This window comes from Rhodococcus rhodochrous, from assembly GCF_900187265.1.
GTDB lineage: Bacteria > Actinomycetota > Actinomycetes > Mycobacteriales > Mycobacteriaceae > Rhodococcus > Rhodococcus rhodochrous.
This window is the reverse complement of sequence record NZ_LT906450.1, coordinates 3,471,533-3,491,742: the sequence shown is the minus strand read 5'-3', so window position 1 is coordinate 3,491,742 and position 20,210 is coordinate 3,471,533. Positions and strand designations below refer to the sequence as shown.

Here is a 20,210-nt window from a genome sequence, read left to right as displayed (position 1 = left end):
GCCGGCGGGCCCACGGTCGCGGTTCCGCGCCATCTGGAACCGCCGACGCAGCCAAACGGCTCGGAGCAATGGCTGGATGTCTCTACCTGCACTCCGCGGTCGACGGCTTCTGCCCGGCTCGCCTACACCGAAGCTATGCCGGACGAAAAAGGCTGTCACAACACGGGGATTGGACCGGACATGGGCTTTTCTCATGTGCAAGGCATCGCCCACCTCGAGCGGATCGTTGCGGCGGGGTTGCCGATGCGGGCCGACGTCGGCGCTCATGCAACCGAGTCTCCCACGCCACCACCACCTGCCTGATCCTGCGCGCCCGCGCGTGGTCTACTCGACAGCCGACGAGCTCGACCGAAAGCTGTCGAGGCAAGGTCGAGTCGGCCGCGACCCGGTTCGGTGTCGATCACCGACGCGCCCGTCCCTGAGAATCCCTCGTGGGTACTCCGCGTCGACGCAGTGCGGCCAGAACGGTTGTGTGGTTGACGTCGAGATGGTTGCCGACCTTTGCGAGTGGCCAGCCGAGCCTATAGAGATGGATGGCAGTGTCGACCTGGTCGGGGGACAGGCCCCGGCGGCGCATCGGTACATCGTGTCGGTGGAGGATGCCGCTGACTGTGCGTCGTTCGATACCAAATCGGTTGGCCAGTTCGTACACGGTCGCTCCGGCCTTGTATCCGGTGATCAGCTCTGCGACTTCCTCGGCGTCGAGTTGCCGTACCCGCCGGGGTTTGGGGTGCTCCACGGGTGGCGGGGCCGGACTTGTCGGGTCGGGTAGCTTCTGGATCAGAAACTCCAGGGCTTCTGCCGGCGTTTCAGGGCTTCTCCCTGCGGTTTCAGGGTTGTAGTAAGGTCCCCCAAGGTCCACTCCACGACGACACCCGTTCCGATGATTCGGAACGGGTGTCGTCGTTTGCGTTCCGTGCGATGTGCGGGCCGAGCTCTGCTGCGGGTGCTCTCTCGGTCACAGGGACGTCGCGGCGACCGCGACCAGGGCGAACGCTCCGACGATGATCGCGACCCTGATGTAGTGGAGGTTGTCCCAGCGCTGCGTCTGTTCGCGCCAGTCCTCCGGGTAGGTCTCGTCCGTCCAGCTCGCCGACCGGTTGTTGATCGGAACGAGCAGTGCGATCGACATGATGACGCTCACCGCCAGCAGGGCCGCCGCCGCGAGCGCTGCGACCGATGCTGTCGTGCCCCACGTGGTCACGGCGAGTACGCCGGTGAGGATCAATGAGCCGAAGTACCAGAAGGGCATCGCGCGGCCCATCATCCGTGCGCCGTGTGATCTGGCGGCCATCGAGGCCGGTGCGGGCAGCGCCAGTGTGATCGGGTTGATGACGAATGCGACCGAGAACTCGACACCGACCATCAATCCGACGACGACGGTGGTGATCACCGAGAGCGAGGGGGACATGGCGACTCCTTCTATCGGCACTAGAATTTCTAGTACTGCTAGACTAGGCCTGATCGTGGTTCGGCGCAATGGAGGTTTCGATGAACGAACAGTCCCCCCGTGAAAGGCGGTACGAGGAGCGACGTCGCGCGATCGTCGACGCGGCTCGCCACCGCGCGGACGACGAGGGATGGGCCGCCGTCACCACCAGGCATCTCGCCGAAGCCATCGGGTATTCGCAACCGGTGCTCTACGGGCATTTCCCGGGAGGCAAGGCGGAGATCGTGCTGACCGTCGCCATGGAGGGCTTCGTCGAGTTGACACGGCGGTGTCGCGCGGCGCTCGACGATGCCGAAGCACGAGGCAGGGTCGAGTCGGTGGCCGACGCCTACCTCGACTTCGCCCGCTCCCATCCCGCCGTCTACGAGGCGATGTTCCAGCAGTCCATCGACGCGGAGTTCGCCGTCGCCCACACCCCGGCGGACATGCGAGCGGGATTCGACGTTCTCGCCGAGACCATCGGTGACGACGCGAGAGGGTGCGCGACGGAGACGTTCTGGGCGGCACTTCACGGAATGCACCTGTTGGAACGTGCCGGTCGGATGAGACCCGAGAGTCGTGCGGATCGCGTGGCCGAACTGAGTGCGCGGTACGCGAACCGGTGAGCGTCGAATGCAGGAGGCTCCTGCGTGGTTCGCGGCGTCATGCGCGGCCGGCGCGGTGACCGAAGCACTTGCCGACCGGCTCGGACTCCCTCTGATCGATGTGCCCGGCAACCACGTGGGCGCCAGTGCCGAGCCGGCCGAGTTCGCCCGCGCCGTCGTGCCCCTACTCGTACACTGAACCCGACCCCCGTTCCTCCGCGCGCCGAGCGGGCCGACCGACGGACGTGTACAGCGTCATGCCCCATCCCACCGTCGTGCGCTCGGGTTCCGCGAGGCCGGCCGCCTCGAACAGTGCCAGGTGGTCCTCGTGCGTACGGCCACCGCCACCGGTGAGCGCGAAGTCGATGAGATCGTCCTCGTAGTCGTGCTCACGGGCGACGTCGTCGAGCACATTGCCGAAGACGAGGATCCGGCCGCCCGGATTCAGTCCGGCGGCCGCCTGCTGCAGCACGTGCATGACGTCGGCCTCGGGCAGTTCGTTCAACCGCCCGCTCAGCAGCACCGCGTCGACCGGTTCGGGCCGGACTTCGAGCATGCTGCCCGGCGCGTAGCCGACCCGCTCGTGCTCGCCGTGGACGCGACGCAGCACCTCGATCTCCGACGGCGCGGCCACCACGGTCGCCCGTGCCGACGGATTCGCCGTGACGAACGCGTGGGCATAGGAACCGGCCGCCTCACCGGAGACCACGATCGTCGAGACATCGGAGGGCACCTTCGCTGCGAGAGCACGGGCGAAGTAGACGGCCGTCTCGGCTTCCTGCTCGTACCGATCCGTCAGAAGAGCGGTGTCGTCTGCGACGCGCTGCGCGAAGCTCTTCCCGAACCGCTGTGCGTCGTCCCCGCGACCGGTGCGGACGGCCGTGAGCAGTGCGTGCATGCCCGCCAGTTCCCGTTGCGCATGCACGCCGTCGAGTCGCAGTTCCTCGATGTGGTGGTCGTCCTCGAGTTCACGCCCGACGCCGGTGAGCCCGAATCGGCCCTCGCCGAGATCTTCGGCCACACCCACGGCGACGAGATAGCGGAGAAGTTTGCCGAGGCCGGTGCGATTTGTCCCCGTCTTGGCCACGAGTTCGTCGAGGGTGCGCGGTGACGCGTCGAAGGCCGTCGCCAGTCCGATGGTCGCCGCGACCCGCAGCGCGAAACCTGGGGCGATCTCGGCCAGTTCGTCGAAGCGGTCGCGTTCGTCCTCGGTCGCCTCGAAATCGGGCAGGGAGGCGTCGGTTTCCGAGACCGAGACCTCCTGACGACGCCAGTAACCGGTGACCTCCACCTGTTCCTTGGGCAGACCCTTCTCGTTCCGCAGCCACCGCCGGATGGGGGTGAGCGTGAGGGCTTCACCGGCCACCCACGCGAAGACCGTGCCGCCCCACCACTCGGCGCTCCGGATGGCATCGAACAACAGGGTCGTCGTGCCCGGTTCGGCGCCGTCGCGGCTCAGCCAGGTCAGCTCCACTCCGTCGGGAACGGGAAGATCCTGCCGATGCGAATCGTCGGCGATCTCGACGAAGATCCGGCCGCGTGCACCCTCCGGCCAGTTCTCGAGCCAGCGCCCGATGGCCGGCAGCGCCGTCTCGTCGCCCGCCACGAGTGTCCAGTCCACGCCCTGGGGGTGCCCGGCCGACGATTTCGGTCCGGCGATCTGGATCGTCTCACCGGGTTCCGCGCGGTACGACCAGCTCGACGCGGGACCCACGCCGTGGCGCACGAAGTCCACGTCGATCTCGCCGGCGACCGGATCCCAGCGTCGGACGGTGTAGGTGCGCATGAGCAGTTTCGGATCGCGCGGCCAGTTCACCACGCCGTCCGCCTGGGTGGGGCCGAGGGCCTCGTCGAGGTCGGGGTGCTTGAACATCAACTTGAACTCGTCGTCCACACCGTCGGACCGGAACGCCTCCACCGGGAATCCGTTCGGCGCGACGTGCGCCTGCAACTGTTCGCCCCCGAGGGTCACCCGCCGCATCCCGGGGCTCACGTCCGTCACGCGGAGCACCTTCAGGTACCGCGTGGTGATCGGGAAGACCTCGATGGGGCGAAGACTACGGACCATGGGTGCGTTCTCCTCGGCAGGGGATCGTGGACGGCGGAACGACCGGCATGTCCGGCCGCGCGGTGACCTGCGCTTAGGCGAACCTTACTTCAGACGGCATTCGACTGCCGCGACCCGTCCTTGCCCGCGCGGCGACCGTTCGCGTACATCTCGTCGACGAGATCGGCGTACCGGGCGAGCACGCGATGACGGATCGGGCGCCCTGCCTGGTCGAGATCGTCGGCGTCCGGTGGCGTGTTCACCGTGACGAATCGACGGATGCGTTCCCACGGATCCGACCGGGCGTTGAGTTGCTCCAGCGCGGCCGCGACGACCGGCTCCGGCGCGGTGGTGAACACGAGGCCGACGCAGTACGGGCGCAGCTCCCCGGCCACGACGAGTTCACTGCCCGGACACACCCGGCGCCAGCGGTCGGCGAGCGCGGTGGGACCGACGTACTTTCCGGTGCTGGTCTTGAAGGTGTCCTTGCGGTGACCGGTCACGACGACGAATCCGTCGGCGTCGATCTCGGCGAGATCGCCCGTGTGGAACCAACCCTCGGTGTCGAGCGCGGCGGCGGTCTCCGCGGGATCGTCGTGGTATCCGGTCATCACACCGGGACTCCGGATGAGGAGTTCGCCGGTGTCGGCGATCCGGACCTCCGTTCCGCGCAACGGCCGGCCGACCGTGCCGGGCCGGTGCGCGCCGAGCAGGTTCGCACACGACGGTCCCGAGGTCTCCGTGATCCCGTAGCACTCGAGCACCGGTACACCGAGCCGCTCGAACCGCCGCGCGACCGCCTCGGACAGCCGCGCCGATCCGGAGATGACGAAGCGGAGCCGGCCGCCGAGCTCGTCCCGTTCCAGCCGGGAAATCTTCTCGAGCACATGCGGGACCGACCCCAGGAAGGTCGGCCGGACCGTCCGCAGATTCGCGGTGACCCGGTCGGCGCGCCCGTCGACAGCGGTGCTCACGCCCGTGTGCACGGCCATGAGCAGCAACGACCGGCCGAAGACGTGCGCGAGCGGCAACCACAGCAACTGACGGTCGGACGACGAGATCATGCCGGTCTGCGCGACGGCGCGGGCACCGTAGGTCGTGCCCCGGTGGGTCAGGCACGCGCCCTTGGTGCGGCCGTCCTCGCACGCCGTGTAGATCAGCGCGGCCTCGTCGTCAGGGGACAGCGCCGCGATGCGTCGCTCCACGAGGCCGGGGTCGGTGCGCAGCAGACGGCGCCCTTCGGCGGCGAGTTCGTCGAGTCCGTCGATGCCCAGGATGTCGGTGGCGGCGACGGGCCGGTCGGTGACGGTGAGGACGGCGTGCGCACGTCGGATCTGCGCCCGCACCTCGTCGTCACGGGTCGCGGGGTAGATCGGGACGGTGGCGCCGCCCGCGCACGCGATCGCGAGGTCGGCGACGACGGTCCGGTAACAGGTCGTCGCGCAGATCGCGACCCGCGATCCGGCGTCCACACCCCGGCCGATCAGTCCCGCCGCGAGATCGAAGACCTCCCGTCGAACGTCCGTCCACGTCGAGGGGCGCCACCGCTCGCCGTCGGGACGCAGGTAGGCGACGGAGTCGGGGGAGCGGGACACCCGGTCGAGCAGCAGACCCGGCACGGTCGCGGGGAACCCGTCGCGACCGTCGATCGCGGTCGCGGTGCCCGTCGTCGAGCGGGGGTCCGCCACGGTTCGCAGCACCTCCCACGGACGAGGAATCGAAGTCGCCCCAGTGGTCGGAATGTTACCGCCGGTCGCGGTCCGAGGGGCCGAAGTGGAGCAGTACGCGATGCTCGCGTCGGCGAGGGAGCGGCTCCCGGCGGAGGGCGCCGGCGGACGCCGATATCGTGGGCACGTGAGTCCCGTTGCGCGTCGTCCCGACGTCCTGATCGCCGAGCTGCGCGACGTCCTGACCGGTCCGCTCGCGGAAATCGCGCAGCGGTTCTCCACCTGGGTCGACGACCTCGCTCCCCACAGCGCCATGGTGATCTTCACGAGGGAATGCACCGGCCGGCCGCGGAAGGTGGCCGGCGACCCGTCGATCGTCGACCGGGTGACCATCGCCGAGCTGGATCGGGTGCGCAACGAGCTCGCCGCGGGGGAGATCCGCCGCGACGGCTTCCGTCTCGCCGGTCGCGATCGTGAAGTGTGCGCGATCCTCGACAGCACCGACACACTCCTGGTCTTCGTACCCCGCGGGACTCGGGCGACGTCCGCCGCCCTCGACCTCGTGCGGGCGGCGTTCGGCGTGGTGGCCACCGGCATCCGGTTGCAGGTGCACACCGCCAGTCCGGCCTATCTCGCGGAGTCGCGGGCCGCCTCGGCGGAGCGGGCCCGCACCGTCGCCGAGCTCACCGAATCCCATGCCGTGACGCTCGAGACCATCCTCGCCACGCTGCGGTCGAAGGATCTCGACGACACCCGTGCCCGCACCACGGCGCGGGAGACGGCGACCGAGGCCCTGATCGGCCTGCGATCGGCGGTGGACCTGCACCGCGAACTCGCGGAGGAGGCGCTGACCACCGCGTTCGCCCGGCTGCACGGCGAGCTGCGCGATCTGGTGCGGCACCGTTCGCTCGACCTGCAGATGGTCGCTCCGCCGGTGGGTGGGCGCGGACTGCCGGGCGAGGTCGCGCACGCGGCCCGCGCGATCGCCCGGGGTGCGGTGCTGGCGATGTCCGGTCAGGCCGACGTGACGCGGGTGCGCGTCGCATGGACCTGCGACGACTCGACCCTGCTGGTGGACGTGCGCGACGACGGCAACGGCGAGATCGACGTCGTCGAACTCGGGCGCCAGCTCCGCGACCGCGTCGAAACCCTCGGCGGTGGAATCGAATCCGAGTCGACGCCCGGCTGGGGCACGCGGATCGCGGTGAGCTTCCCGCTCGACCTGCCGATCGCCGCGACGGACGGTCCCGCCCTCGATGCGCTCGCCGCTCTCGCGCCGCGGGAGATCGAGGTCCTCGAACATCTCGTGGCCGGACGACGCAACCGCGTCATCGCCGAACGCCTCGGCGTGAGCGAATCGACCGTGAAGTTCCACGTGGCCGGCGTACTACGAAAACTCGGCGTCAGCACTCGCGGTGAGGCCGCGGCTCTCGGTGCAGAGGCCGGGGTCCGCGCCGCGGGCTGACGCCGAGTTCTCGGTCGTCGGGTAACCCGTCGAGGACGGTCAGGCAGCGGGTGCCTGCGACGTGGTCGTCGTCGGGGCGACCGTCGTCGTGGGCGTTCCGGAGGAGGTCGTCGACCCGGCGTCCGTGGTGGTCTCGCCCGTGGCCGGAGTCGTGGTCTCCGACGGGGTGGGGACCGGAGCCGTGGTGGTCACCGGGGTGGTGGCCACCGGTGCGCCGGCGTCGGGCGCGAGCGGGTCCACCGGGGCGGCCGGGTCGCCCGCGGGTGCCGGGGCACCGTCGACCGGGGCAGGCACGCTGCTGTCGGCGACCGTCGCGTCGTCGGTCACGGTCGAGGACGGCAAGGTCTCCGGCGTGGTGGAGACCTCGGTGGTCTCGGCCTTCGCCGTCTCCTCGGCGATCATGAGGACCGCGGTCTGGTCGACCTTCTTCGGATCGACCTTCTTGCCCTCCTTGGCCTCGCGGGCCAGGTGCTCGAGCCAGGCGGCGGCGTACTCGACGGTGGACGTGCCCTTACCGTCGATGTCGTCGTCCCAGTAGTCGAAGTGGTGACCGTAGTGGTCGTCGTTCTCACGGTCGTAGCCGAAGGTCTGGTCGTACGGGTCGGCGAGCACCACCGCGAGGGTGTTCTGGTTGCTCCGGATGAACCCGACGACCTCCTTGACGATCTTCTCCGGCAGATACGCGAGGTTCGACAGACGCTCCGCGGGGATGGGCGCCTCGGCACCGTCCTCGCCGGTGGCATCGGCATCGGCGGCCACAGGCGTGGTGGGGCGGGCGGTGGCGGGATCGTAACTCGGGTCGGAGACCTTGATCAGCACCTCGAGGAAGGTCTCGTCCGACCGCATCCAGTCCGGGTTCGCCGAGATGTCGGCGAGAGCGAGCAACGCGACCCGGCCGACGACCTGGGCGAGATCGGCGCCGGTTGCGGGGGTGAGACCCTCGCGCTCGAGCGCATCGCCGTTGACCTGACGGCCCACGTTCGCGAGCAGTTCGATCAGCGCGATGTTCTCGGGTGCCGAGCACGTGAAGTCGCCCTCGGAGCAGAACGAGGCGACCTTGCCGGCGAGATGCCCGAAACCGCCGTTGGTGTCGGGGAGGACGCCGCGTCCGGGGACGGGGTCGCTGCCCGGCTGGTAGGGGCGGTCGAAACCGTCGGGGTTGGCGCCGTTCTCCGCGCCGGGGAAGAAGCCTTCTCCTGCTTCCCGGCCGGCGTCGGAGAGGATGACCACGCCGCTGACGGAATCAGGATCGATGATGTCCCAGGAACCGTCCTCGCCCTGCTCCTGCGCACCGATCTGCATCGCGGCGCGGCGCGCGACGTCGGCGCCCTCACTGAAGCCCACGATGGCGAACTGGGTGTTCGGGCAGGACCGCCGGATGGCCTTCATGACCTCGATGGTGTTCTCGGCGCCCTGGTTCACGGCGTTCTCGTAGCTCGCGAGGTCGGCCGGGTACTCGATGTAGATGGCGGCGTAGCCGTTGCCCGCCTCGTGGTTCTCGAGCGGTGCGCTGATGACCGGCTCGACCCAGTGGCTGCGGTAGGCACCCTGCTGGGCGGCGGGAAGGCGGTTGCCTTTCTCGTCGACGAGCATCTTCGACTCGTCGCGAGGGATGTCGCCGCGACCGCCGATGCCCAGGCTCACCATGTCGTGACATTCGGTGGTCTTCGCGAGGCCGGCAAGATACGGGTCGGCAACGGTGGGGGCGTCCTGTTGTGGAAGCACGATCGCGGCCGCTGCCACGACTCCGAGCGCGGTGGGGGCGAAGACGCCGGCGAGAATCCGCCGACGCGACAGCGACTTTCGAAGTGCCATGGGCCTCTACCAATCCGTTTCTGACCGAGGAATTACCGGCCCGCCGAAGTGCGGCGGGTCGTAACGGATTTCGTGAAGGTCGCTCGCAGCGTTACATCGACACGGGTTTGCCGAGGTGGCGACGGAGAAGTGTCGAGCCGCAGAATCCAAGGGAAATGCGCTAATCGGACAATTGGACTTCACCGGATCGCGACTGGCCGTTCGGCCGGGTCGGGCCCGCCGAACGATCAGGAGCAGAGCGCCGCGGGAGTGGCTAGGGTCGGAATCACCGGAAGTCGGAAACACCGGACACTGCCGGTCGCATCACGAAACGGAGACACCATGTCGCAAACAGTCCGCGGAGTCGTCGCTCGCTCGAAGGGAGCGCCCGTCGAGGTCGTGCCCATCGTGATCCCCGATCCCGGACCCGGCGAGGTCGTCGTCGCGATCGCCGCGTGCGGTGTGTGCCACACCGACCTGCACTATCGCGAGGGTGGCATCAACGACGAGTTCCCCTTCCTGCTCGGCCACGAGGCCGCCGGGGTCGTCGAATCCGTCGGTGAGGGCGTCGACTCGGTCGCCGTGGGCGACTTCGTGGTCCTGAACTGGCGCGCGGTGTGCGGCCAGTGTCGCGCCTGCAAGCGCGGCCGGCCGCAGTACTGCTTCGACACCTTCAACGCCACGCAGAAGATGACGCTCGAGGACGGCACCGAGCTCACTCCGGCGCTGGGCATCGGCGCGTTCGCCGACAAGACGCTCGTCCACGCCGGCCAGTGCACCAAGGTCGACCCGAGCGCCGATCCGGCCGTCGTCGGCCTGCTCGGCTGCGGTGTCATGGCCGGTCTCGGTGCCGCCGTGAACACCGGCGGCGTCACCCGCGGCCAGTCGGTCGCCGTCATCGGCTGCGGCGGTGTCGGCGACGCCGCGATCATGGGTGCGCGCCTGGCGGGTGCCGGCACGATCATCGCCGTCGACCGCGACGACAAGAAGCTCGAGTGGGCCACCGACCTCGGTGCCACCCACACCGTCAACTCCACCTCGACCGATGCAGTCGAGGCCATCAAGGAGCTGACGGGCGGTTTCGGCGCCGACGTCGTCATCGAGGCCGTGGGCCGCCCGGAGACGTACAAGCAGGCCTTCTACGCCCGCGACCTCGCCGGCACCGTCGTCCTCGTCGGCGTGCCCACGCCGGACATGACCCTCGAGATGCCGCTCATCGACTTCTTCTCGCACGGCGGCTCGCTCAAGAGCTCGTGGTACGGCGACTGCCTGCCCGAGCGCGACTTCCCGACCTACGTCGACCTGTACCAGCAGGGGCGCCTGCCGCTCGAGAAGTTCGTCACCGAGCGCATCGGCATCGACGACGTCGAGAAGGCGTTCGAGACGATGCACCGCGGTGAGGTCCTCCGTTCGGTGGTGGTCCTGTGAGCACCTCGCCGATCCGCGTCGACCGGGTCGTCACGTCGGGCACCTTCGCGCTCGACGGTGGCGAATGGGAGGTCGACAACAACATCTGGCTCGTCGGCGACGACTCCGAGGTGGTCGTGATCGACGCCGCGCACACCGCGCAACCGATCATCGACGCCGTCGGTGGACGGAAGGTCGTGGCGATCGTGTGCACGCACGCCCACAACGACCACATCACCGTGGCGCCCGAGCTGTCCGAGAAGCTCGACGCGCCGATCCTGCTCAACCCCGCCGACGACGTGCTGTGGGAGATGACCCACCCGGGTGTCGCGCACGGCACGCTCGAGGACGGCGAGCGGATCCGGGTGGCCGGCACCGACATCCAGGCGATTGCCACGCCGGGTCACTCGCCGGGCTCGACCTGCCTGTACCTGCCGGAAGCGGGTGAGCTGTTCACCGGCGACACCCTGTTCTCCGGCGGACCGGGCGCGACGGGCCGCTCGTTCTCGGACTTCCCGACCATCATCGGGTCGATCCGCGACAAGCTGTTCGCCCTGCCCGCGGAGACGAAGGTGCACACCGGTCACGGCGACGGCACCACGATCGGTACCGAGTCGCCGCATCTCGAGGAGTGGATCAAGCGCGGAAGCTGATGCCGCCGGTGCGCGGTTCCGGTGGCGGTCGCCGCCGGAACCGCGCACGAGCGCACCGCTAGTCTCACCATCATGGCGAAGAAGCAGATCCCGGTGATCGTCGTGGCCGGATTTCTCGGCGCGGGAAAGACGACGCTGCTCAACCACCTGCTGCGCAACACCCGTGGTGCGCGGATCGGCGTGATCGTCAACGACTTCGGTGCCGTCAACATCGATTCGATGATGGTTGCGGGACAGGTCGATTCGATGGTCTCGCTGAGCAACGGATGTCTGTGCTGCGCAGTCGATGTCAGCGACATGGATGCAATGCTCGACAAGCTCGCCCACCGCTCGTCCGACCTCGACGTGATCGTCGTCGAGGCGAGCGGACTCGCCGAGCCCCGCAACATGATCCGGCTCGTCGCCGGCTCGGAGAACGAATACGTCTCCTACGGTGGGCTCGTGCTGGTCGTCGACGCGGTGGAGTTCGACGCGACCGCGGCGCAGCATCCCGAACTCGAACAACACGTCGCGCTCGCCGATCTGGTGCTGATCAACAAGACCGACCGGATCGACGGCGACGCCCACGACGATCTGTTGACCCGCCTGTGCCGGCTCAATTCCCGCGCTGCCGTCGTCTCGACCGATCACGGCCTCATCGACCCGGCGTTGCTGTTCGACATCCCGGAGCGGCCGGATCCGCAGCCGGGGGAGCAGCTCACCCTCGACCGGTTGCTCTACGAGCAGGACGACCACGAGCACACCCATCTGCACGACGGCTACGACGCGATCACCTTCGAGTCCTCAGACGCACTACACCCCCGCGTGCTGGTCGATTTCCTCGAGAACCAGCCCGCAGGGGTGTTCCGTATCAAGGGATACGTGCGAGTCGCTGCCGGACTGGATACCGGCACCTATCTGTTGCACACCGTCGGCGACCACATCCGGTTCGAACCGGCGGGTCGCGGCGACGACGTGCCCGACGGGACGCAGCTCGTCGTCATCGGTGCCGATCTCGACTCCGACGACGTACGCGAGCGCCTACGCCGTTGTGTTCCGACCGAACCGGTGTCCGCGGACGCGATGTACGCGATACACCGGTTCACGCCCCGCTGAGGCGGAAGGCCGATTCACGACCCGCTGAGGCGGAAGGCCGATTTATGCCCGCTGAGGCGGAAGGCCGGCCCTCCGGCTCAGCGTGCAGCGGAGGTACGGCGCTGGGGGCGACGACGACCACCGGTTGCGGTTGCGGCGCCCTGACCGGCCGACCGCTGACCGCCGGCGGCGCGCTGTCCGCCCGAGGAGCGCTGTCCGCTCGACGAGGAACGCTGACCGGAGCCCTGGCGGGGAGCCGGCGAACGGCGGCTACCACCGTTGCGCTGCGGACGCGACGGCGCGGCAGCCTGCTTCGGTGCCGGCGCGACGTACGGCGCGATCTCGCCGACGAGCTTCAGCACGTGCTCGGAATCCGCGGTCACCTTGATGGGGGTGACGTCGATGGCGGCCTTGCGCATGATGGCCGCGAGATCCCTGCGCTGGTCGGGCAGGACGACGGTGACGACGTCGCCGGTGCTGCCGGCGCGGGCCGTGCGACCGGAACGGTGCAGGTACGCCTTGTGCTCGGCCGGGGGATCGACGTGCACGACGAGTTCGACGTCGTCGACGTGGACACCACGTGCGGCGACGTCCGTCGCCACGAGCACCCGGGCCTCACCCGACGAGAACGCGGCGAGATTGCGGTCGCGGGCGTTCTGGGAGAGGTTGCCGTGCAGGTCCACCGCCGGGATGCCCGAGTCGGTGAGCTGCTTGGCGAGCTTGCGGGCCTGATGCTTGGTGCGCATGAACAGGATTCGGCGACCGGTGCCCGATGCGAGGGTGCGGACGAGGTCCTTCTTCGCATCCATGCCCGCGACGTCGAAGACGTGGTGGGTCATCGCGGCGACGGGAGAGGTGGCCTCGTCGACCGAGTGCATGACCGGGTTCTTCAGGAACCGCTTGACGAGCTTGTCGACGCCGTTGTCCAGGGTGGCCGAGAACAGCAGGCGCTGACCGTCTTTCGGCGTCGCCGTCAGGATGCGGGTGACGCCGGGCAGGAAGCCGAGATCGGCCATGTGGTCGGCCTCGTCGAGCACGGTGACCTCGACGTCGTCGAGCACGACGAACTTCTGGCGCATGAGGTCCTCGAGGCGACCCGGGCAGGCGATGACGATGTCGATACCGCGACGGAGGGCGTCGACCTGACGCTTCTGCGACACGCCGCCGAAGATCGTGGTGACCTTCAGACCCGACGAATGCGCGAGCGGTTCGATGGCCGCGGCGATCTGGGTCGCCAGTTCGCGGGTGGGAGCCAGGATCAGGCCACGCGGGCGGCCTGCCGCCCGGGTGCTGCGGCCGGCGAGGCGCGCGGCCAGCGGGATCGAGAAGGCCAGGGTCTTACCGCTACCCGTGCGTCCGCGTCCGAGCACGTCGCGACCGGCGAGGGTGTCGGGGAGGGTGTCCACCTGGATGGGGAAGGGGCTGGTGATCCCGGCGTCGCTCAGTGTGGCGACGAGCGGGCGGGGCACCCCGAGATCGGAAAATGATGTGGTCATGGAACAGCGCTGCCTTTCGATGCGGCGTGTGTGCACTCGACGGGCCGTGTGCCCGTGGTGCTGTGCGATCGCCGCAAGGAAAGCCGGTGCATCTGTGCGTATTGCATCTGTGCGTGCGGGCCGGGCACGATCCCGGGCCGCCGGTATCCCACGACGGTGGGCGTCGTTGTGACGCCCGAACCATGTCACCCTACCGCACGGGGTACGTCCGACCCCCCGTTCCGGTTACAGACCCACCCATTCCGAGGCACCCTCGGTGAAGTGCTGACGCTTCCAGATCGGCACCTCGGCCTTGATGCGTTCCACCAGTTCGGCGCAGGTGGCGAAGGCTTCCGCGCGGTGCGGGGCGGCGACCGCCGCGACGAGCGCGAGATCGCCGATGGTGAGATCGCCCACTCGATGCACGGCGGCGACCGGAAGCCCGGACTTCGCCGCGACGTCCTCGCAGCACCGCCGCAGGAACGCTTCGGCATCCGGATGGGCCTGGTACTGCAGCGCGGTCACCGACTGCCCGCCGTCGTGATTACGGACGACACCGGTGAACAGCACCACCGCACCGTGTTCGGCGCCCGCCACCGCGGCGTCCACCGCTGCGGGGTCGAGCGGCTCCGTCGAGATCCGGGCCAGTAGTTCACTCATGAGCGCCGCCTCCTGCGACTTGTGCCAACAGATGGTCGAGGATCGGGTCGAGGGCGGCGAGACCGTCCTTCACCCCGCCGGGCGAGCCGGGCAGGTTCACGACGACCGTGCGGCCGACGAGACCGGCGACGCCGCGCGAGAGCACGGCGTGCGGGGTGGCGTCGAGTCCGCGCTGCCGGATCGACTCGGCGATGCCGGGCAGCTCACGGTCGAGCAGTGCGAGAGTCGCTTCGGGCGTCGCGTCGGTCGGCGAGGCCCCGGTTCCGCCGGTCGTGACGACCAGGGCAGGGCCCAGACGGACCGCGTCGGCGAGACCGGCGGCGATGTCGGCGTCCGCGTGGACGAGGGGGCCGCGGACCGTGAATCCCTTGTCCTCGAGCCACGACACGATGAGCGGGCCGGTGCGGTCCTCGCGGGTGCCTGCGGCGACACCGGTCGACGCGACGACCACGGTGGCGGAACGTCCGGACTCCTCCACGGGCTGTTCGTCGGTGCCGGCGGTCTCGCCCCGGCCGGGTGCCTCGTCGCGGGTCCAGTGGCCGCGCTTGCCGCCCTCCTTGGAGATCAGCCGCACGCCGTCGAGAACGGCCGCCGGATCCACGGCCTTGACCATGTCGTGCAGGGTCAGACCGGCGACGGCGACCGCGGTGAGGGCCTCCATCTCGACTCCGGTCGGGCCCTTGGTCTTCGCCATGGCCTCGATCGTGATCGAGGTGTCGGTGAAATCGAACATCACCTTCACCGACGACAGTGCCAGCTGGTGGCACAGGGGGATGAGCTCCCAGGTGCGTTTCGCCGCCGCAATGCCGGCGATGCGGGCCGTGGCCAGGACGTCGGCCTTGGGCATGTCGTCGGCGCGGACGAGCGCGATCACCTCGGGAGTGGTGACGAGTTCGCCTGCCGCCACGGCGATCCGCGTGGTGTCGGTCTTCGAGGAGACGTCCACCATGCGGGCGCGTCCCTGATCGTCCAGGTGGCTGAGATCGGTCACAGGATCCGTACTTTCACGAGGTCTCCGGCTTCGAGGGAGGTGGTGTCGGCGGGGATGTCGAGGAGCACGTCGGCGGCGGCGAGTCCGGCGACGAGATGCGAACCGTGCCCGCGGAAGGGGGTCACCCCGTTCTCGTCGAGTCGTCCCCGTAGGAACTGCCGGCGTCCCGGGATCGACGTGAGATCCTCGGTGAGCGGCAGGTTCTCGCACACGACGGGCGGATAGCCGGCGGCGGCGCGCAGTGCGGGGCGCGCGAACACCTCGAACGAGACGAGCGCGCTGACGGGATTGCCGGGGAAGGTCAGGATCGGTACGTCGTCGATCACGGCGGTGCCCTGAGGTCCGCCCGGCTGCATCGCCACCGAGACGAACTGTCCGCCCCGCGGCGCGAGCGTGTCCTTCACGACCTCGAAATCGCCCTTCGACACTCCGCCCGAGGTGAACACGACGTCGGCGACGCCCACGGCGTGTTCGAGCATCGTCACGAACTCCTCCGGATCGTCGTGGCAGTGGTCGATGGTCACGACGTCGGCGCCGTTGGCCGACGCGCTGGCGGCCAGCGCCGGCCCGTTCGAGTTGAAGATCTGGCCCGGTCCGAGTTCGCTCCCGGCCGTGACGAGTTCGCTGCCGGTCGAGATGATCGCGACCCGCGGTCGTGCGTGGACGGGGGTCGAGGTGAGCCCGACGGCGGCGAGCGCGGCGATGTGCCGGGCGGCGAGCACCGTGCCGGCGGGAAGCAGCAGATCGCCCTTACGGACGTCGGTTCCGGCCTCACGCACATAGGTCCCGGGCGTGACGCTGCGCTCGACGGTCACGGTGCCGGCGCCGTCCGGGTCGGGGGCGGTCGCGTGGGTGTCCTCGACCGGGACGACGGCGTCGGCGCCGTCCGGGACGGGAGCGCCCGTCATGATCTTCAGTGCGTGCCCCGGCTCGAGCGCCGCGGCGGTGTCGCCCGCGGCCAGGACGCCCTGGACGGGCAGGTCCGTGGGGGTCGACGCGAGATCGCCGGCGCGGACCGCGTAGCCGTCCATCTGGGAGTTGCGGAAGGGCGGCAGGTCCAGCGGCGACTCGATGTCCTCCGCGAGGGTGCGGTGCAGCGCGTGCGCGAGCGGCACACGCAACGGGCCCTTCTTCCGCAACGGGTCGAGCAACGCCGCCACGTGCTGTTCGTGTTCCTCCACGGACCGCCTGCCGCTCGTCATGTCGCCATCCTAGGCACACGGAGGCCGTGCCCCGTCGTCGACGACGCGCCGCGTGTGCCCCGTCTGTCCGGATGCGGTGTCACGATCTGCGGTTGTGGGCATACTGGGCTGTATGAAAGCGATGGTCGTATGACAGCGGTGGACATGGGCATCCCGGTCGTGCGCGATCGCGCAGACGACGTGTCCGATCGGCCCGACGTGCCCGAGCTCCTCGATCGCTTCGGTCGCATCGCCCGCGACCTGCGTGTATCCCTCACCGAGAAGTGCTCGTTGCGCTGTACCTACTGCATGCCGGCCGAGGGACTTCCCGAGATTCCGCGCGACAAGCTGCTCACGAGCGCCGAGATCGTGCGCCTGGTGGGCATCGCGACCGGCCGGCTCGGTGTCCACGAGGTGCGCTTCACCGGTGGGGAACCGCTCATGCGCCGCGATCTCGAGGAGATCGTCGCCGGATGTGCGCAGCAGACCCCGGGGCTGCCGATCGCGCTGACCACCAATGCGGTCGGTCTCCGGCACCGCGCGCGGGCGCTGGCGGACGCCGGACTGACCCGCGTGAACATCTCCCTCGACACCATCGACCGCGAGCACTTCGCGCGCCTGACGCGCCGCGACCGGCTCGATTCGGTGCTCGACGGCATCCGGGCCGCGGTGGCCGCCGGACTCGGCCGGGTCAAGGTCAACGCCGTCCTGATGCCGGAGACCCTCGAGGGCGCGGCCGACCTGCTCGCGTGGTGCCTGGACGAGGGCGTGGAACTGCGGTTCATCGAGCAGATGCCCCTCGACGCCGATCAGAACTGGGCGCGCTCGCAGATGGTGCCTGCCCAGCAGTTGCTCGACGTCCTCGGGCGACGGTTCACGCTCACGGAGACCGAACGGGAGGATCCGTCCGCGCCGGCCGAACGCTGGCTCGTCGACGGCGGACCTGCGACGGTCGGCATCATCGCGTCGGTGACGCGGTCGTTCTGCAGCGACTGCGACCGCACGCGGTTGACGGCCGAGGGAACGGTCCGGTCCTGCCTGTTCAGCGACCGGGAGACCGACCTGCGCGCCGCTCTGCGCGGCGGCGCCACCGACGAGGACCTCGCCGCGGTGTGGCGCGGGGCGATGTGGAACAAATGGGCCGGACACGGCATGGACGCGGCGGACTTCGCGCCGCCGCAGCGGAGCATGGGAGCTATCGGTGGCTGAGGTGACGACCGGGATCGAGGTGCGGTACTTCGCGGCCGCAGCAGATGCGGCCGGACGCGAGAAGGACACGATCGACCTACCGGAGGGCGCCGATCTCGGCGCGCTGCGCGCCGTCCTCGTCGACCGTTACGGGGCCGGCATGGAGCGGGTCCTGTCGGTGGCGGCCTTCCTGCTCGAACCCGGCGACGGCGGCGCGGGCGAACTCACCCGGGACCTCGGCCGACCGGCCGGATCCCGGGTGGACGTCCTGCCGCCCTTCGCGGGTGGCTAACCCTCGCGCCACCAGGTGTCGAAGGGCGCCACGGGCATCACGCGCTTGTGCCGCGTGTCGAGGAACTTGGTCTCGAGGCGCTTGGCGAGGTCGTCGGTGACGTCCTTGCCCTCGAGATAGTCGTCGATCTCGCTGTAGGTCATGCCGAGCGCTTCCTCGTCGGGCAGCGCGGGACGGTCGTCCTCGAGATCGGCGGTGGGGATCTTGATCCAGGTGCTCTCGGGTGCGTCGAGTTCGCGCAGCAGCGCCGCTCCCTGCCGCTTCGTCAGACCGGCCAGCGGAGTGATGTCGACGCCGCCGTCGCCGTACTTGGTGTAGAAACCGGTCACCGCTTCGGCGGCATGGTCGGTGCCGACCACGAGGTAGCCGAGTTCTCCGGCGATCGCGTACTGGATCATCATGCGTTCGCGGGCCTTGATGTTGCCGCGCACGAAGTCGCGCAGACGGGTCTCGGTGCCGTACAGCGCGCGAGCCGCCTCCGATGCCGTCGCGTCGGCGCCGGGCTTCACATCCACACCGAGAGTGCGATCGGCTCCGATGAACTCCAGTGCGACGAGGGCGTCGTGTTCGTCGGCCTGCTTGCCGTAGGGCAGGCGGACCGCAACGAACTCCGCCGTGAGGCCCTCGGCGCGGAGCTTCTCCGCGGCGAGCTGGGCGAGCTTGCCGGCGAGTGTGCTGTCCTGCCCGCCGCTGATGCCGAGCACGAATCCCTTCGCGGGAGTGCTGCGCAGGTAGTCGGCGAGAAACTGCACCCGGGCGTCGATCTCGGCGCGTGGGTCGATGGAGGGTTTCACCCCGAGTTCTTCGATGATCCGATCGCGAAGGTTCGTCATCTTCACGACCCTAGCGTTCCCGTGTTACTGCTGCGATACAACGGCGAAGAGGGCGGGAAGGATGAGGGCCGGGCGGAGAGATGCGAGACGAACAGTGCGGTCGGGCAGACTCTTCGGGGTGAGCACCGGAGACGTCTTCCGCAAACACGACCCGCACGCACATCCGGATTTCTTCCGGGCCGAGGCGGCCGGCCTGGCCTGGCTCGCCGAGGCCGGTATGCCGGTCGCGGCGGTGCGGTCGGTGAGCGAAGACCACATCGAACTCGATCGGATCGCCGAGGCATCCCCGTCCGCCGGGACCGCACGTGAGTTCGGTGCGGTACTCGCCCGGATGCACGACGCGGGGGCCGCAGGTTTCGGTGCGGCACCCGACCACTACGACGGGCAATTGTTCATCGGCCGCCGCCCCATGAGCCGTACCGTGCACGCCACCTGGGGATCGTTCTACATCGCAGAGCGGGTGCTGCCCTTCCTGCGCATCGCGGTCGATGCGGGCAGCGTCACCGACCGCCAGTGCCGCGACATCGAGGCCGCCTGCGATCTCGTTGCGGCCGGAGCCTTCGACGACGACGATCCGCCGTCGCGTCTGCACGGAGACCTGTGGAACGGCAACGTGTTGTGGTCGCCGCGCGGCGTCGTCCTGATCGACCCGGCCGCACACGGCGGCCACCGCGAGACAGATCTGGCGATGCTCGCGCTCTTCGGCTGCCCGCACCTGGGCCGGGTCGTCGACGGTTACGAGTCGGCGCATCCGCTGCGCGCCGGCTGGGAGCATCGGGTGCCCGTGCACCAGCTGCATCCACTGGCGGTGCACGCCGCGGGATACGGTGCCGGGTACGGGCGGGAGCTGCACCGGGCGGCACTCGCAACCCTCGAACTCGGAGGCAGTACGTGAACGGGATCCTCGTCGTATCCGCAACCCGCGCCGAGGCGGCGCACGTCCCGGAACGCTACGAGACGGTGATCACCGGAATCGGGAAGGTCGACGCAGCGGTCGCCGTCACCGCGGCGCTCGCGGCGTATCCGGCCGACGCTCGGCCGCTCGTCGTGAACATCGGCACCGCCGGTGCGCTGCACACCCATCACTCGGGACTGTTCCTGCCGTCCGCCGTGATCAACCACGACATCAGCAGCGAGATCCTGAAGAGCCTCGGTCACCCGGTGCAGGACGTCGTCCGGATCGACGACGGTGACGGCAGCGTGCTCGCCACCGGCGATTCGTTCGTCTCGGACGCCGAGATCCGCGACGCGCTGTCCGCGCGCGCCGATCTCGTCGACATGGAGGGTTTCGCGGTCGCCTACGCCGCCCGTCGCATGGGTGCGCGGTGCCGGCTCGTCAAGCACGTGAGCGACCGGGCCGACGATTCGGCGCTCGACTGGCCGAAGCAGGTCGACCGCAGCGCACGGGAACTCGCGCGGTGGCTCGTCGAGCGCTACTGAACGATTCGC

19 protein-coding genes are annotated in these 20,210 nt (G+C 69.4%); 10 read left to right on the top strand and 9 right to left on the bottom strand.

Annotated features, from left to right (window positions below):
- Positions 1 to 958: 958 nt before the first annotated feature.
- On the bottom strand, positions 959 to 1,411 hold the full coding sequence (locus CKW34_RS16020; protein WP_059380714.1) for a DUF1772 domain-containing protein: 453 nt from the start codon (positions 1,409 to 1,411) through the stop codon (positions 959 to 961).
- An 80-nt stretch (positions 1,412 to 1,491) separates the two neighbouring features.
- On the opposite strand from CKW34_RS16020, the gene CKW34_RS16015 reads away from it, so the two are divergent.
- Both CKW34_RS16015 and CKW34_RS24335 read left to right on the top strand, forming a co-directional pair.
- Positions 1,492 to 2,055: a TetR/AcrR family transcriptional regulator gene (locus tag CKW34_RS16015; protein ID WP_059380785.1), complete on the top strand. Its 564-nt coding sequence runs from the start codon at positions 1,492 to 1,494 to the stop codon at positions 2,053 to 2,055.
- A gap of 7 nt (positions 2,056 to 2,062) precedes the next feature.
- Entirely contained in the window at positions 2,063 to 2,233 is a 171-nt protein-coding gene (locus CKW34_RS24335; protein WP_155418929.1) for a hypothetical protein, read from the top strand.
- Here CKW34_RS24335 and CKW34_RS16010 read toward each other — a convergent pair.
- Together CKW34_RS16010 and CKW34_RS16005 are read right to left on the bottom strand one after the other, a co-directional pair.
- Positions 2,219 to 4,102: a siderophore-interacting protein gene (locus CKW34_RS16010; RefSeq protein WP_059380715.1), complete on the bottom strand. Its 1,884-nt coding sequence runs from the start codon at positions 4,100 to 4,102 to the stop codon at positions 2,219 to 2,221. The two genes, CKW34_RS24335 and CKW34_RS16010, sit on opposite strands and share 15 nt — an antisense overlap.
- An 89-nt stretch (positions 4,103 to 4,191) precedes the next feature.
- The gene (locus CKW34_RS16005) at positions 4,192 to 5,769 is read right to left on the bottom strand and encodes an AMP-dependent synthetase/ligase (protein ID WP_059380716.1); all 1,578 of its coding nucleotides are present in this window, start codon (positions 5,767 to 5,769) and stop codon (positions 4,192 to 4,194) included.
- Positions 5,770 to 5,935: 166 nt separating this feature from the next.
- Here CKW34_RS16005 and CKW34_RS16000 point away from each other — a divergent pair, with 166 nt between their 5' ends.
- Positions 5,936 to 7,213, top strand: a complete 1,278-nt coding sequence (locus tag CKW34_RS16000) for a LuxR C-terminal-related transcriptional regulator (RefSeq protein WP_059380786.1) — start codon at positions 5,936 to 5,938, stop codon at positions 7,211 to 7,213.
- 39 nt (positions 7,214 to 7,252) lie between these two features.
- On the opposite strand, the gene CKW34_RS15995 is transcribed toward CKW34_RS16000, so the two are convergent.
- The gene (locus CKW34_RS15995; protein WP_059380717.1) at positions 7,253 to 9,028 is read right to left on the bottom strand and encodes a cutinase family protein; all 1,776 of its coding nucleotides are present in this window, start codon (positions 9,026 to 9,028) and stop codon (positions 7,253 to 7,255) included.
- A gap of 321 nt (positions 9,029 to 9,349) precedes the next feature.
- On the opposite strand from CKW34_RS15995, the gene CKW34_RS15990 reads away from it, so the two are divergent.
- The 3 genes from CKW34_RS15990 to CKW34_RS15980 all read left to right on the top strand — a co-directional run bounded on the left by CKW34_RS15990 (position 9,350) and on the right by CKW34_RS15980 (position 12,162).
- Positions 9,350 to 10,435 (top strand): S-(hydroxymethyl)mycothiol dehydrogenase, encoded by a 1,086-nt coding sequence (locus CKW34_RS15990; protein ID WP_059380718.1) that lies wholly within the window; start codon positions 9,350 to 9,352, stop codon positions 10,433 to 10,435.
- Positions 10,432 to 11,067, top strand: a complete 636-nt coding sequence (locus CKW34_RS15985) for an MBL fold metallo-hydrolase (RefSeq protein WP_059380719.1) — start codon at positions 10,432 to 10,434, stop codon at positions 11,065 to 11,067. The genes CKW34_RS15990 and CKW34_RS15985 overlap by 4 nt, the downstream gene beginning before the upstream one ends.
- Positions 11,068 to 11,139: 72 nt before the next feature.
- Positions 11,140 to 12,162, top strand: coding sequence for a CobW family GTP-binding protein (locus tag CKW34_RS15980; RefSeq protein WP_059380787.1), 1,023 nt, complete (start codon positions 11,140 to 11,142; stop codon positions 12,160 to 12,162).
- 77 nt (positions 12,163 to 12,239) lie between these two features.
- Here CKW34_RS15980 and CKW34_RS15975 read toward each other — a convergent pair whose 3' ends face one another.
- From CKW34_RS15975 to CKW34_RS15960, 4 genes are all read right to left on the bottom strand, one after another.
- The gene (locus tag CKW34_RS15975; protein WP_059380720.1) at positions 12,240 to 13,637 is read right to left on the bottom strand and encodes a DEAD/DEAH box helicase; all 1,398 of its coding nucleotides are present in this window, start codon (positions 13,635 to 13,637) and stop codon (positions 12,240 to 12,242) included.
- A 225-nt stretch (positions 13,638 to 13,862) separates the two neighbouring features.
- A complete protein-coding gene (locus CKW34_RS15970) occupies positions 13,863 to 14,276 on the bottom strand; it encodes a molybdenum cofactor biosynthesis protein MoaE (protein ID WP_059380721.1) in 414 nt (137 codons plus the stop codon).
- Entirely contained in the window at positions 14,269 to 15,267 is a 999-nt protein-coding gene (gene moaCB, locus CKW34_RS15965) for a bifunctional molybdenum cofactor biosynthesis protein MoaC/MoaB (protein WP_059380722.1), read from the bottom strand. Before moaCB ends, CKW34_RS15970 begins: the two co-directional genes overlap by 8 nt.
- Positions 15,264 to 16,469: a molybdopterin molybdotransferase MoeA gene (locus tag CKW34_RS15960; protein WP_059380723.1), complete on the bottom strand. Its 1,206-nt coding sequence runs from the start codon at positions 16,467 to 16,469 to the stop codon at positions 15,264 to 15,266. Before CKW34_RS15960 ends, moaCB begins: the two co-directional genes overlap by 4 nt.
- Before the next feature lie 129 nt (positions 16,470 to 16,598).
- Between CKW34_RS15960 and moaA the strand changes: the two genes are divergently transcribed.
- Both moaA and CKW34_RS15950 read left to right on the top strand, forming a co-directional pair.
- A complete protein-coding gene (gene moaA, locus CKW34_RS15955) occupies positions 16,599 to 17,657 on the top strand; it encodes a GTP 3',8-cyclase MoaA (RefSeq protein ID WP_059380724.1) in 1,059 nt (352 codons plus the stop codon).
- Positions 17,650 to 17,928, top strand: a complete 279-nt coding sequence (locus tag CKW34_RS15950; RefSeq protein ID WP_059380725.1) for a MoaD/ThiS family protein — start codon at positions 17,650 to 17,652, stop codon at positions 17,926 to 17,928. Before moaA ends, CKW34_RS15950 begins: the two co-directional genes overlap by 8 nt.
- On the opposite strand, the gene nadE is transcribed toward CKW34_RS15950, so the two are convergent.
- Positions 17,925 to 18,761, bottom strand: coding sequence for an ammonia-dependent NAD(+) synthetase (gene nadE / locus CKW34_RS15945; protein ID WP_059380788.1), 837 nt, complete (start codon positions 18,759 to 18,761; stop codon positions 17,925 to 17,927). The genes CKW34_RS15950 and nadE overlap by 4 nt on opposite strands.
- 94 nt (positions 18,762 to 18,855) lie before the next feature.
- On the opposite strand from nadE, the gene CKW34_RS15940 reads away from it, so the two are divergent.
- Both CKW34_RS15940 and CKW34_RS15935 read left to right on the top strand, forming a co-directional pair.
- A complete protein-coding gene (locus CKW34_RS15940; protein ID WP_059380726.1) occupies positions 18,856 to 19,656 on the top strand; it encodes a fructosamine kinase family protein in 801 nt (266 codons plus the stop codon).
- Complete coding sequence (locus CKW34_RS15935) at positions 19,653 to 20,201, top strand: nucleosidase (RefSeq protein ID WP_059380727.1); 549 nt, start codon at positions 19,653 to 19,655, stop codon at positions 20,199 to 20,201. Before CKW34_RS15940 ends, CKW34_RS15935 begins: the two co-directional genes overlap by 4 nt.
- Positions 20,202 to 20,210: the final 9 nt, after the last annotated feature.

What these genes read in the sequence shown, in the direction of transcription:
- CKW34_RS16020 (WP_059380714.1), bottom strand. Translation starts at nt 1,411, where the DNA reads ATGTCCCCCTCGCTCTCGGTGATCACCACCGTCGTCGTCGGATTGATG.
- CKW34_RS16015 (WP_059380785.1), top strand. Translation starts at nt 1,492, where the DNA reads ATGAACGAACAGTCCCCCCGTGAAAGGCGGTACGAGGAGCGACGTCGC.
- CKW34_RS24335 (WP_155418929.1), top strand. Translation starts at nt 2,063, where the DNA reads ATGCAGGAGGCTCCTGCGTGGTTCGCGGCGTCATGCGCGGCCGGCGCG.
- CKW34_RS16010 (WP_059380715.1), bottom strand. Translation starts at nt 4,102, where the DNA reads ATGGTCCGTAGTCTTCGCCCCATCGAGGTCTTCCCGATCACCACGCGG.
- CKW34_RS15995 (WP_059380717.1), bottom strand. Translation starts at nt 9,028, where the DNA reads ATGGCACTTCGAAAGTCGCTGTCGCGTCGGCGGATTCTCGCCGGCGTC.
- CKW34_RS15990 (WP_059380718.1), top strand. Translation starts at nt 9,350, where the DNA reads ATGTCGCAAACAGTCCGCGGAGTCGTCGCTCGCTCGAAGGGAGCGCCC.
- CKW34_RS15980 (WP_059380787.1), top strand. Translation starts at nt 11,140, where the DNA reads ATGGCGAAGAAGCAGATCCCGGTGATCGTCGTGGCCGGATTTCTCGGC.
- CKW34_RS15975 (WP_059380720.1), bottom strand. Translation starts at nt 13,637, where the DNA reads ATGACCACATCATTTTCCGATCTCGGGGTGCCCCGCCCGCTCGTCGCC.
- CKW34_RS15970 (WP_059380721.1), bottom strand. Translation starts at nt 14,276, where the DNA reads ATGAGTGAACTACTGGCCCGGATCTCGACGGAGCCGCTCGACCCCGCA.
- CKW34_RS15960 (WP_059380723.1), bottom strand. Translation starts at nt 16,469, where the DNA reads ATGACGAGCGGCAGGCGGTCCGTGGAGGAACACGAACAGCACGTGGCG.
- moaA (WP_059380724.1), top strand. Translation starts at nt 16,599, where the DNA reads ATGACAGCGGTGGACATGGGCATCCCGGTCGTGCGCGATCGCGCAGAC.
- nadE (WP_059380788.1), bottom strand. Translation starts at nt 18,761, where the DNA reads ATGACGAACCTTCGCGATCGGATCATCGAAGAACTCGGGGTGAAACCC.